Genomic DNA, 13,799 nt, shown 5'->3' with positions numbered 1-13,799 from the left:
AGCTTAATGAATGTTTTAAAACAGCACACCGGCTGGATTGAAGTAATTTGCGGAAGTATGTTCAGCGGAAAAACCGAAGAGCTTATTCGCAGGATGCGCAGGGCGATGATTGCCCGCCAGAAAATTGAATTATTTAAACCGCAAATAGATAAACGCTATAGCGAGATTGAAATTGTTTCGCACGATATGCAAAAAATCCCATCTCATTCGATTTCAAAACCGAAACAAATATTATCATTGGCTTTGGAATCTCAAGTTGTTGGAATTGATGAGGCGCAATTTTTTGATAGATCATTGATCAAAGTATGCCAGACTTTAGCCAATATGGGTAAAAGAGTTATTATTGCCGGCTTAGATCAGGACTATCGCGGTGTTCCATTTGAGCCTATACCTGATCTATTGGCTATTGCAGAGTATATTACCAAAACACATGCCATTTGTGTTATTTGTGGCAACCCTGCAAACCATACACAAAGAACCTCAAATCAAAAAGACAAGGTTGTTGTTGGTGCCGGAGAGTTTTATGAAGCCCGTTGCAGAAATTGTTACGAGCCACCAACCAATCATAAGGAGAAAAAATGATTGCTGATATCGCATTTGGATTTACCGGACTTGCAGTACTTATTGCCATCGCCTTTGCGTTTTCCAACAATAAAAAATCTATTAACTGGGTTCAGGCAGCAATCGGTTTAGGAATGCAAATTGTATTTGCGTTTTTTGTAATAAAGACTAGTTGGGGATCGGATGTTTTTGATTTCATTGGGCAAATTTTTGTAAAAATAATTTCTTTTACCAACGAAGGCTCTGCGTTTATTTTCGGTCCATTGGCGAACCAGGAAATTTTTGATAAAGTTTTCCCTGAAAGTATGCAAAACATGGGTAATGGTTTTCTTTTTGCTTTCCAGGTACTTCCAACAATTATTTTCTTTTCTTCGCTAATGTCTGTTTTGTACCACCTTGGGATTATGCAAAAAATTGTTCAGGCAATGGCTTGGGTAATGGCTAAACTTCTGAAAATCAGTGGTGCTGAATCAATTTCTGTTGCAGCCAACGTATTTATTGGACAAACAGAAGCCCCGTTGGTTGTCAGACCCTACATAGATCCCATGACAAAATCAGAACTGTTTACAATGATGGTTGGTGGAATGGCCACAATCGCAGGTGGTGTGTTAGCCGCTTATGTTGGTCTACTTGGCGGATCAGACCCTGCTCTTCAACTTTTCTATGCCAAACATTTGCTTTCAGCAAGTATTATGGCCGCACCGGCAACTATTATCATTGCTAAAATTCTTGTCCCAGAGCGTGAAGAATCAAAAACTATGGGCGAGGTAAAAATTGAAGTTGAAAAAAATGCATCAAATGTTATTGAATCTGCTGCCACCGGAGCAGCTGATGGTTTAAGCCTTGCATTAAATGTTGCTGGTATGTTATTAGCCTTTATCGCCCTAATCGCGATGATCAACTATGGTTTATCCAGTATAATTACCGACTTGTTTGGAATAACAACAGCGGCTGGAGAACCAATAACTCTTGAAATAATTTTAGGTTATGTTTTAAGCCCCATAGCCTGGATAATTGGTGTTCCCTGGGAAGATGCAATAAAAGTCGGCTCATTAATTGGTGTTAAAGTAACCTTAAATGAATTTGTTGCTTATTTACAACTATCACAGATTCCGGCAGGAGTTCTAAGTGACAAGGCCGTTATTATTTCTACTTATGCTTTATGCGGTTTTGCTAACTTCTCATCCATCGCCATTCAAATTGGTGGAATTGGCGGAATTGCACCAAAGAGAAAATCTGACATTGCAATGCTTGGAATGAAAGCAATATTAGGTGGTTCAATTGCAACAATGATGACTGCAACTATCGCCGGTGTATTAACGTCATTATAATTCCATTTAAATACTCTCGAAAATAAACTCATTTAATTCGCATTAGTCCAGGATATTTAGCGGACTAATGCGAAAAATACAATTAACATTCTATGAAGTCTTTTCTAAAATATTTACTCGTTTTATTATCCGGTTTTTTAATCCTTTTTCTCTTTCTGTTTTTAATGATCGGGATATTATCTGATTCTGAACCTATTATTGAAGACAACTCATATCTGCACATGAGTATCGGTGGCAGTATTCCTGAATATGTAGCGCCAAGCTCTTTAGAAGAGTTTACAGGCAGCAGCAGACTTGATCTAAAAAAAATACGAGATAACCTGGAAAAAGCCGCCGTTGATGATAGAATAAACGGAGTTATTTTAAATCTTGGGTTTCTGCAGACCGGGTATGCAAAAGTAGAAGAATTACAAAAACTTATTGATACTTACCGGGAAAGTGGTAAAAAAATATATGCCTACCTGGAATTTGCAATGACCCGAGAATACCTGGTGGCCATTGCCTGCGATTCTGTTTTTATGCCAGAGAATAGTAATCTTTTTATTACCGGTGTTGGTAGTGAGCTTACGTTCTATAAAGGTTTCTTCGATAAAGTTGGAATTCAAGCTGATTTTGTACATGTCGGCCAATTTAAAAATGCACCGGATCAATATACCCGTGACAAAATTTCTCCTGCACAAAGCTTAGTACTTAATGATATCTTGGATCAATTTTATAGTTTTATTATTACCAATATCGCAGAAAGAAGAAACCTGTCTGAGGACAAAGTTAGAGATTTGATCAATAACCAAACCGGCTTTACAGGAAAGAGCGCTTTAGCTAATGGTCTGGTTGATGGAACTTCGTTTAAAAATGAGATTGTACAAATATTAGATTATTATAACTCTCCCCCTGCAAAGATAAGTGGCCAAACCTATAGCTCTATCCCGGTTAGTTCCCTCGGGTTGAGAACTAAATCAAGAATTGCAGTTATTCACATCTCAGGGACTATTTCCAGTGGCAACGATGTTGATGATCCTATTTTAGGTAAACTTGCCGGAGCAAACACAATCTCCCAAAATATCAGATCTGCGGCAAAATCCAGTTATACAAAAGCAATAATCCTAAGGATTGATAGTCCCGGAGGATCAGCAATCGCCGCAAATATAATATGGAAAGCGGTCAAAGAAGCCAGTGAAAAGAAAGCAGTAGTTGCATCGATTTCAGATTATGGCGCTTCCGGAGGTTATTATATTGCCATGGCAGCTGATACAATTTTAAACAGCCCAATGAGTTTAATAGGATCAATTGGCATTTATGCCGGAAAATTTAGTACTGAAGGTTTGTATAAAAAAGTCGGGCTTGGCTATGAACGACTACATCGAGGTAAAAATGCCGGGTTGTTTTCGACAAATTCTCTTTGGAGTAATTCTGAAAGAAAAGTAATGCAAAGCCTCATCGAAGATTTTTATAAAGATTTTGTAACAAAAGTTGCTGATAGCCGAGGTCTTACTTATGACCAGACTGATGCTCTGTCACAGGGCCGGGTTTGGAGCGGAATTCAGGGATACCAAAACGGGTTGATAGATTCAACCGGATCATTTTATGATGCAATTGATTTAGCTAAAAAAATGGCACAAATTGACGAAGAAGAATCTGTACGTTTGAGCTACTATCCAAAAGAAAAAGATTTTTTTACAGAATTGTATAGCATGGTATCAATGAATACTTCATTTAATTCGATTTTACAGCAAACAGAAACAACTCTTTTAACAAGATTTCAAAACCAGCCATTGGCGTTAATGCCATTTTTAATTACATGGAATTAATCACAAAAAAAGATTTTAATTTATCCAACTCTCTTTCATTTCTCAGGATTATTTTAGCTGCTCCTGCAGTTTATTTAATAGCAATTAATGAAAATGGATGGCTTATTGCACTCTCGTTTGTAGGTGGTTTTACGGATTGGGCCGATGGTTTTTTTGCGCGAAAATTAAACCAAGTTAGTGATTTAGGGAAAATCCTGGATCCGATCGCTGATAAGATTCATATCGGTGCCCTTGTAATTGCGCTTAATTACTATCAAGGATTTCCACTGTGGTTAACTCTTTTTATCGTTATTCGGGATGTTTTTATCGTTATTGGGGCTTTACTTATTTATGATAAAAACAAGTTAATCACATCATCTAATTGGCCAGGTAAGATTAGCGTCACTTTAATTGCTGTGGCAATTATTAGTTTTATGGCAGGATGGAAATTATTTTTTGAATATACTATTTATTTGGCGATTGCGGCTATAATAGTTTCCGGTGTAATGTATGTTAAAGTCTTTATTGCCTCATTCGATAAAAAAACATGACAGGAAGTTTTTGCAATATATAAGCCAAAAAACAAATTTAATATCTCGTGTAATTGCGATTTATTCCGATACGATGGTACGATTAATCAGAGACACTGACAACATTTATATTTGTTAGTTCTTATCTTCAACTTCTTTATTATAGATTGTCATCAGGATCACATTAATAATTGATTTCTAATATACATAAACGTATAATCGACCGATATCACATTTTACTTGCTGTGTGATGGGTGTCATTTAATAAACCACAGAATAATACGATTCTCTCTCTAAGTAAATAAAAATAGGAGATGTAACATGAATCATTTTAAGATTGTAAAATTTTTTATCTTGGGAATTGTCTTTTTATCTACACACTCATTTTCCCAAGACACAACATCAGTCCCTGTTGTTCTCCAGTTAAATGACAGAGGGATTGCTGATTACCGATCCATATTTGTAGCTGATTTTGATTTCCTCAATGTCGGTGCAGTTGAAGATTTATTTGAAATTGAGATTAATAAAAGAGTTGGTGAAGTAAATGTAATGTTTATTAACATCGAACTTGTCCAGAACAATAATCAAACTTTGGCAACAATTTTAACAAATGGATTCCAAATACCCTCGAACCAAACTAGATGGGCCATTTCGAACCGTGATATTGAAACTACAATTGGAGTTAATGACAGTAATTTAGATCCAAATGCCTCCGATCTTCAAGACGAAATTGTTGCAACTAGCCAAATTCCGGTTGGATTATATACTTTGAAAAGCTCGATGCAGTATACGTATACAGATCCTAAGACGCAGGAAACAAGTACTCATACTGCTGTGACTGCAGTTACTGCCAATATCCAAATAATTGTGACCAACCCTACATTAATTAATCTGATCACACCAGGTGTCTTATTAAACTCTGGCTTTACATATGATATTTATTCCGAGCAACCTATCCTTCAATGGAATGGAAATAGTGGTGAATACCAAGTTCTAGTATTTAAAAAACAAAGTGAATTTTCTACTGTTGAAGATATTTTAAATTCCCAACCAATTTGGGAATCAGAAAGAATATCAACACTCTCTGTACAATATCCTGACTTTAATGCACTGCCATTGGAATTTGGTAAAACCTATGTTTGGCTGGTACGCTCATTTATAAATACTTCTTCGGGAGAAAATGCACTAAACAGTGAACCATGGGAATTTACTCTTGTTGATCCATCCCAGGCCCTTGGCATGCAAAACATGGCAAAGCAAGAGCTTGAGCAGTTACTAAAGCAATTATTGGGTAATAATGCTGATACCATTATCCGGCAGCTTGATGGTTACGGTCTTTCAACCATCCGCGTAAACGGATCAACAATATCAACACAAGAATTATATCAATATATCGAGAAGTATCGCAATCAGGAAAAAGAGATTTATGATTTAACTATTAGAAGCAGCAATTAGGAGACATCGATGAAAAACTTAAAAAGAATTCTTCCGCTATTGATGGTGATATTGTTTGCAGGCTCCCTTATTGCAGCCGATCCATCTGCGATTGTTATAAAAGCCAAAGGCGACATAACCATTAAAAATGCAAAAACAGGAAAATCGTTAAAAGCAAAACGCGGCACCCGATTAACTGATGGTGATAAAATCACAACAGGTAAAAAAGGCCGGATGGCATTGAAATTTATTGATGACAACAGCCTTGTTCGTGTTAGGCCAAACTCAACCCTAACAATCAATACAAAAAAAGAAAAAAGCTCTGTTACAAAAAATATATTTGTTGAAGTTGGTTCAATATTTTCCAGAATTACCAAGCAAAAAAGCTCTTTTAGAGTAACAACACCAACTTCGGTGGCGTCTGTAAAAGGAACCGCTTTCTGGACTCTCCAAAAATTTAAGGGTGGTACAACTTATTTTGGTGAAGAAGGAGTTGTTGAGTTAACAAACGATGCCGGATCTGCATTACTAAAAGCCGGTGAAACAGGTTCAGTTACATCAAAAAACAGTAAACCTGTCGTAAGAAAAACTAAAGCCGGAGAAAAACCATCTGATGGCGATGATGATGTCCCAGATGATTTTGAGTTTGAGTTTGAAGATGAATCCGGCAATAAAAAGGTTTTAAAATTTAAAGCAAAATAATACTCAGAATTAACAATCTCCAGGAGTTTATGATGAGCAAACGCTATTTATTTAGTATCGTGATTTGTTTATTTGCAATACAATTTGGTTTTGCACTTACTGCAACTGTTATACACACGGAATTGGATCCTGTTGTTCAAGGGGAAAAAGCCCATTTTGAATTAAACCTGATTTCCAGTGATGCAGATTTTTATGAGGGACGTCTTTTTTATCGCGCTAAAGGCGCATCGGATTTCCAGTCACAGCCGCTTAAAGAACAAGGTTATACGCTGTTCTCAGAAGTAGCGACTAATAAATTGCCTGCAGGGAAAATAGATTATTATTTTGCCATGCAAACATTGGCAGGTGAAGTGATTACTTATCCTCAATTCTCGCCTCAGCAAAATCCACTAAGCTTTGAGCTGGTTGCATCCAATTTTACAAGTGTCTTTCAGAACCAGGAAGAGGTAATAGTTCTCAGCCCGGAAGAAGGAGAAATAGTTCCACAGGATGAGTTTTTAATTGCTGTCTCAATTCCAAACCAAAATGCAGATGTTGATCATGCCAGAACCCGTTTGCTCATCGATGGGATTGACGTAACCAGTCAACTTCAGCAAGATGCGAATCTGTATACCCTTGTTCCAAAGACAATGCGTACCGGGAGTCACAATGCTGAATTTAAAATTTTCGATTCCAGTGGTAATCTGCTCAATAAACAGGAATGGAATTATAGAATAACGAGCGGTGGTACAGAAGAAGATGGCTTTAAGCAAAAAACAAATGTATATCTTGATAACCGCTATCAAAACATATCTGATGAATCTAACAATTATTTCCGTGGCGGTGTTAATTGGGATGCAAACTATAACGAATGGGATTTCCGGCTTAAAGCCACAGGAAGCTCTACGGATGGTTACAGCAGTCAAAGTCCAAACCGCTTTGGTGCCCTTGTTGCTTATAATTTTAGCCCACGAACACGTCTCTATTTAAAAGGTGGGGATTTAACCGGTGATTATGACCAGCTGACTTTCTGGAACCGTCGTATTCTTGGTTTTGGAATTGGGTTAAACAGTCCCTGGTTTGATTTGGATGTTTCCACAGGCCAAACAGCAAGTGCCGTAGAAGGAAAAATTATTCCAGATGAAACCGGCGATAATATAACAGCTAATTTTGGAACATTTAAAGAAACGTTTCTGGCTGTACGTCCTGTATTTAATTTTGGTAAGCATGTAAGTTGGGGTCTCAATTTGATAAACGGTAAAGAAGATCCTAACTCGATAAAGAATACAAAACTTTTTACACGGGCAACACTGGGTGATACAACAGTCAAAGTTAGCGCAAACCCAACAGAATCATTGGTTTTAGGTACAACACTTCGCTTGAATTTTGACAATAATCGTATCCGCTTTGCAGGAAGTTTTCAGGCAAGTATTGCAAATAAAGATGCTTCAAGTAAAGTAGATTTTGATAGTTTGGCTGAACAATTGGATTTTTCTAAAAGTCAAAAAGATCAGGTAGAACCATTTGTTAACTTACTTGAGTCAACAGGATTCTTAACTATTTCTCAAGGTTTAGCCCCATTTCCTGCGTTAGCTATGCAATTTGATACGTATTTAAACTATTTTAATAATCATTTTAAATTTAGTTTTAAAAATATCGAATCTGATTATGTTACTCCAGGAAATCCGTACCTTTTGCGTGGAATTAGAGGCTTGTTTATTAATGACAATATTCGTCTCGCAAATAACCAGGTCTTTTTAAATCTTTATTTTAATTCTTATAAAGATAACCTTTCACAAGAAGATGCGGAAACGGATAACAGCGACCTTGGAGTATCCCTTTCCTATTTCCCCATGCAGTCACTACCAAGCATAACATTATCATATGGAAACCAATCAAGAAAAAACGATGCAGATGCAGAGGATGTAGCAGTAAATGCTGAGGATAACTCTACTCAACGGGTCAGCGTTTCTTCAAATTACTCCTTTCACACAGGAAGTGTAAAAAATACAGCAACTGTTAGTGTTTCAAATATTGTTAGAGATGATAATATAACCCGCGAAATTCAGTTAACTGATAGTACAACAGGGACAACATCTACAAACTCTGACTTCAAAGTGTTAAGTCTTTCAATTAAAAATCAATTTGCAATTCCATTTACAAGCAGAATCGGCTTTTCTCAAACTACTTCTTTGATTGGAGAGAAAACAAGTATTACAACAGAGAATAATATTTCCCGATATTATGCAAACCTTGAATATAAATTCAAAAAAGTTGCTGCCGATATGGATATGAGACCCTTTTTCAATTTTGCTTTAAGCCAGGTTGATAATGGTAATTCAGCCAGTGAATATAACAGAATAAACTATACCGCCGGTTTATACTTAAATTCTTTTACATATGGTAACTTTTCTTTACGCTTTGATTATATTGATTTTGGTGACAGAATTAGCATCACTACAGGAGAAACAATCGATTATAAAGATATGATCTTGAGCACGCGGTACGACGTTACTTTTTAATACTACAAAGCACAATCGTCATTCCGAACTTGTTTCGAAATCCTAATTTTTTTGGATGCTGAATCAAGTTCAGCATGACGATTTGGCTATTTTTAATACCCCTCAACTTACAAAAACAGTGAGTTTACATCATGGCACAATCTCAGGAAAAAACCTCATTTTGGATTGTTATTGGAATTAGTTTAGGCGCAATTTTGCTGGCCTACATGCTCAGCTTTACAAATACGATCAACTCTTTAGAGCTAAAACTTGTTGATATGCGTTTTGATATTCGGGGACCATTGGATATTGAGGAAAGCCCAATCGTAATTGTAAAAATTGATGATCAGTCTGATGGCACTTTGAGGCATCGCTGGCCATGGCCAAGGGCATATTATGCCTCAATTATTCAAAACCTGAATGAAGCCGGTGCAAAGGTAATTGGAATTGATGTTATGCTGGACAAGGCCCAACCGGACAGTGCTGAGAGCGATGATGAGCTTGCGCGCGCATTGGAAAAGTATGAAAATGTTGTGTTGGTTGGAAAAATGTTGCGTTCTACAATTGGGGACGTAACCGAATTCCCTCCATATCACAAATTTAGAAAAGCACCATGGGGCTTGGTGGCTGTTGAATCTGATATTGATGGCTTCTACAGAAAATATCGTTTTGCTGATAGCTATAACGACTCCATCTATGCTTCTTTTGCGGCGCTTGTTTTAAAACATTACTATGGAAATTCAGACTCCTTAATAATCGGATCGGAACAGGAATATTTCGCATTTGATACTTTGAATATTCCAAAATTTTCTGATAGCGGTATGCTAATAAATTTTCATGGACCGGCTTACTCTTTTCAGGATTACTCCTTTGACGAAATTGTAGATGATGAAGATTTTGATCTACATGAAGATTTTGATATGGATAGTTTTTCTGATCCTGGCGATGTTGATTTTGGAATTCCCCCGGGTTTGAAATACTCCGGTGATTTAAAAGATAAAATTGTACTGATCGGTGCTACCATGTTTGAGCTCCATGATAATTTCCCAACACCTTTTTTAACTGTAAAAGACAGCGCCGGCAACGCAAACCCAATCGAAATGCCGGGTGTTGAGTTACACGCAAACGCTATTCAAACTGTACTGGACAAAAATTTTCTACATCAGCTTCCCCAGACAACAATCCTGGTTATTATGTTGATCCTTGTTATTATTACTTATTTAATAACACGTTTTCTGCCAACATTATGGTCCTCCATTGCAACTATCATTTTTATTATTGGGTTTGTTCTCTTCTCGATTTACCTGTTCACTGAAAACAATTTAGTGCTGGAAATAGTAAACCCGGTTTTAGTTATAGCATTTTCTTATGTTGGCCATACTTTGTACCACTATTTGCAAACACAGCAAGAAAAGAAAGTTCTCCGTGGAGCCTTTGCACATTATGTACCGGAAAAAGTAGTGCAGGAACTAATGAACAATCCTGATAAATTACAATTAGGCGGAGAAGAAAGAGTTGTAACGGTAATGTTTTCTGATGTGGCCGGATTTACAACTGTGTCAGAAAAACTGACTCCACATGAACTTGTAGTGCTGCTAAATGAATACCTGACGGCTATGACCAATATAGTTCTGGAAAATAACGGCATTATCGATAAATATGAAGGCGATGCAATTATGGCCGAATTTGGTATGCCGGTTCCTTATGAAGATCATCCGCATTGTGCCTGCCGGACCGCTCTCTTAATGCAGGAAAAACTGATCGAAATGCGTAAAAAATGGAAAGCAGAAGGCCGCCCGGAATTGGAAGCGCGGATCGGTATAAATACCGGAAACGTAATTGTTGGAAACATGGGCAGCCAGACTGTTTTTGACTACACCGTTATGGGTGATTCAGTTAACCTTGGTGCCCGTTTGGAAGGCGCCAATAAAGTTTATGATACCTTTATAATGATTAGTGAATTTACAAACGATTTTGTCAAAAATGATTTTTATACACGGCCTTTGGATTTGATTCGTGTAAAAGGTAAAAACAAACCTGTTGAAGTTTTTGAGTTAATCGGTGAGCGGACAAAACCGCTGGACAGTAAACAGATTGAACTACTTTCAGTATATCAACGTGGTGTACAGGCGTATCGTGAGCGTAAATGGAATGAAGCTATCGACTTCTTTGATTTTTGCCTGAATTTGAACCCTGAAGATTCGCCATCAAAGCTTTATAGAAAACGTAGTATTGAATTTAAATTTAATGATCCCGGGGAAGATTGGGATGGCGTTTTTACAATGACCACAAAATAGTGTCATATATATTTCAGTAGAGGCAGAACAATAACCTGTCTCTACTTTAACCCGCTTGTTTACTCTTATCTTAAACCGATAAAACCCATCATTCTCCCGCTCTTTGCTCCATCCCTGCGAAAAGAATAATATTTTTCAATAGCTTCAAAAGTACAGGTTTTGTCTGCTTCTATATTTTCCTCATAAACGCCCATTTCTAAAAGCTGATTTAGAATCACGTCTTGAACACTTAGCTTATAATGGTTTTCACCATCTGCAATTAGGAATTTTTTAGAGAAATTAGATGCGGTTGCCGTATCAACCTGGTAGTTTTTTTGCTGGATTCCCGCCCCAATGGCGATAAGTAAATTTTTGCTTTTAGAATTAAAATTTTCCTGCATTTTAAGAATTGTTTTAGAGGCAATATTTTTTGCACTGCCACGCCAGCCGGAATGAACAATTGCACAAATATGTTTTATTGGGTCATAAATAAATAATGGAAAGCAATCAGCTGTCTGGATTGTTAAAGTAAGTCCCGGAGTTGATGTAATTAAAGCATCACAATCACTAACAATCCCCGGTTGATCAACAATTTTGACTTGGTCTGAATGAATCTGTCCTGGAAAAACCAGGTTGTTCTGATTTAAATTAAAATGATTGAAAAATATTGTACGATTTTGTTTTACTTTTTCAAGGTTATCATTTGTATTCAATCCAAGGTTCAGAGAAGAAAAAGTACCCTCGCTCATGCCACCTGCTCTGGTAGAGTTTGCATGAATAATCGGCTGATTATCAAATAATGAAAATTGAGTGGCATTAATCATAAAACTATTTTACAGGAATTACCTGACCATAAATGTATTTTAAAATTCTAACCGATTTATTTGACCGGCTCCGGTCAATATCAAAACTGCGGTAAATGCCTTGATACGGTTTTAGCTGTACAACTTTTTCCAGAAAATTGCTGCGGCTTACCTTGGTTTTTCCAAATGTATTTGAAAGAAACTTAAAACTATCGTAAGCAATTAGTTCAAATTTTTCCGGCGTTTCATGATAAGTATTCCGAAAATTATTTCTAAATTGCCTGTAATCCCAGCCCTCTTCATTAAGATATCCGTCAGCAACGAAAACTATTCCGTTTACGTAATTTCTATTTTTTTTCAAAGCATCTTTATTATACCAATCTGAATTCCCTAATAACTGAGTTTGAAAATTTGAGAAGGCAAATTGCGAAGCAATAAAATTGATATCGTCTTCAAAAACCGGTACAAACATACCATCAAATGTTGTTACAGGGATATCTGCCGAATCAATTTTAGTTTTGGTTTCTTTTAATAATTCCCGCTGCTCTTTCATATAAATGACGTATGATGAATCAACAGATTTATCCGAGATTTCCGGATTATCTAAAACAAGAGAGTCTTTAAATGCCAACCGAAGACCGACTCTTTTCAGCTTACGAAATTGTTTTTTATAATTTTGATCACCAGGATAATACCATTCCTGGGTTGCCACAACGCCGCCTTTTTCCTGATACAAAGTGACAAACTCTTCGGTCATGTTTAAAAAATAGTCGTCAATCGGAGCAAATGTCGCCAAGCGATTTATTTTTAACGAATCATAAGCATACGATTGTATTACGCCGGCCATTGTTTTTACTGTTGGCGCAAGGTTAATACAGTTTTCAGAAACATTTTTTATTTGATCAGATGATGCTGTTGGGCTGACAATAGTAATCCCTTCATAATCAGCAATTGCTGCAACGGCTGCAACTATATCATTTTCAACCGGACCAAAAACAAAAGTATGCTGCCGGTCATTACTGATTTTTTTTATCTGCTCAAGGGCATTCAACAGGTTTGAAGCATAGTCAAACTCATCTATTACAACTTTATTTGAAGATGTGCCGTTATTAAATTCTTTAACTGCGAGATTGAATCCATTCAAAAGGGCTTTGCCAACTTTTTCGTTATTTCCACTTAACGGTAGCAGAGCGGCTATGTGAATTTCATTTGAAGCTTTACCCTCAATTTGATCCAGCAGCTCCTGACTCTTATTTCTGTAATAATCTGTTTTTGCAATATTAAGTAAGTCGACCAATCCCTCTTTAGCAAAACTGATGTTGCCAGTTCTGTGGCTGTCATCAGCCAAATGAAATTTAAATGCTTCGTTTATTGGTGAACCGAGGTATTGCTGACTTAATGCTGTTACGCTTAGGCGATTCATTTTATAGCGAATCACGTCATCTGCAAGGCTTAAAACTTTTTCGCGTAAAACAGGATTGCTTGTACTAAAACCAGCTTTCAACCATGTCGTTACGGCGGTTTCGATTCTCTCCTGACGATAATAGCTGTTAGCCATCAAATAACGAATATCATCAACATATTTGCTCTGAGGAAATCGTTTTTTAAATTCTTCACATTGTTGCAAGGCAACTTCAAAATCCCCCGATTTGTAATTCGTTTTAGCAAGCATCAAATAATTTGCAGTTGTCAAAGCACTATTAGGAAGTTTATTAATCATCAGGCTAAAGCTTTGGCGGGCTTTATCGTAATTGCCTTTCTGGTACTCCGAAACGCCTTTTTGAAAAATTGTCCATTCACGCGTTGAGGCATTTTGAGCAAATAGATTAGAGACAAGGAAAATAGTAAGAAAAAAGAATTTCCAGTTATTCATGTAATCCTCATTAAAAGTCTTT

General features: G+C 36.8%; 10 protein-coding genes. 8 read left to right on the top strand and 2 right to left on the bottom strand.

Annotated features, from left to right (window positions below; translation table 11 throughout):
• The first annotated feature begins 6 nt into the window (after positions 1 to 6).
• The 8 genes from HND50_10620 (at position 7) to HND50_10585 (ending at position 11,122) form a co-directional block, all read left to right on the top strand.
• Positions 7 to 582 (top strand): thymidine kinase, encoded by a 576-nt coding sequence (locus HND50_10620; GenBank protein NOG45679.1) that lies wholly within the window; start codon positions 7 to 9, stop codon positions 580 to 582.
• Entirely contained in the window at positions 579 to 1,892 is a 1,314-nt protein-coding gene (locus tag HND50_10615) for a NupC/NupG family nucleoside CNT transporter (GenBank protein ID NOG45678.1), read from the top strand. Before HND50_10620 ends, HND50_10615 begins: the two co-directional genes overlap by 4 nt.
• 164 nt (positions 1,893 to 2,056) lie before the next feature.
• Complete coding sequence (gene sppA / locus HND50_10610; GenBank protein NOG45677.1) at positions 2,057 to 3,700, top strand: signal peptide peptidase SppA; 1,644 nt, start codon at positions 2,057 to 2,059, stop codon at positions 3,698 to 3,700.
• Positions 3,691 to 4,230 carry a CDP-alcohol phosphatidyltransferase family protein gene (locus HND50_10605; protein ID NOG45676.1) on the top strand — a complete coding sequence of 180 codons (540 nt, stop codon included), beginning with the start codon at positions 3,691 to 3,693 and terminating at the stop codon, positions 4,228 to 4,230. The genes sppA and HND50_10605 overlap by 10 nt, the downstream gene beginning before the upstream one ends.
• A gap of 300 nt (positions 4,231 to 4,530) precedes the next feature.
• Positions 4,531 to 5,664 (top strand): hypothetical protein, encoded by a 1,134-nt coding sequence (locus HND50_10600; GenBank protein NOG45675.1) that lies wholly within the window; start codon positions 4,531 to 4,533, stop codon positions 5,662 to 5,664.
• Positions 5,665 to 5,673: 9 nt separating this feature from the next.
• Entirely contained in the window at positions 5,674 to 6,345 is a 672-nt protein-coding gene (locus HND50_10595) for a FecR domain-containing protein (GenBank protein ID NOG45674.1), read from the top strand.
• Positions 6,346 to 6,374: 29 nt separating this feature from the next.
• A complete protein-coding gene (locus HND50_10590) occupies positions 6,375 to 8,846 on the top strand; it encodes a hypothetical protein (GenBank protein NOG45673.1) in 2,472 nt (823 codons plus the stop codon).
• A gap of 131 nt (positions 8,847 to 8,977) precedes the next feature.
• Positions 8,978 to 11,122, top strand: coding sequence for a CHASE2 domain-containing protein (locus tag HND50_10585; protein NOG45672.1), 2,145 nt, complete (start codon positions 8,978 to 8,980; stop codon positions 11,120 to 11,122).
• Positions 11,123 to 11,187: 65 nt separating this feature from the next.
• On the opposite strand, the gene pgeF is transcribed toward HND50_10585, so the two are convergent.
• Positions 11,188 to 11,925 (bottom strand): peptidoglycan editing factor PgeF, encoded by a 738-nt coding sequence (pgeF, locus tag HND50_10580; GenBank protein ID NOG45671.1) that lies wholly within the window; start codon positions 11,923 to 11,925, stop codon positions 11,188 to 11,190.
• 4 nt (positions 11,926 to 11,929) lie between these two features.
• On the bottom strand, positions 11,930 to 13,777 hold the full coding sequence (locus HND50_10575; protein NOG45670.1) for an ABC transporter substrate-binding protein: 1,848 nt from the start codon (positions 13,775 to 13,777) through the stop codon (positions 11,930 to 11,932).
• Between the last annotated feature and the right edge of the window lie 22 nt (positions 13,778 to 13,799).

It is taken from the genome of Calditrichota bacterium (assembly GCA_013112635.1).
In the GTDB taxonomy this organism is placed as follows: domain Bacteria; phylum Calditrichota; class Calditrichia; order Calditrichales; family J004; genus JABFGF01.
The sequence above is the reverse complement of the archived record's forward strand: the minus strand, read 5'-3'. Positions and strand labels throughout refer to the sequence as shown.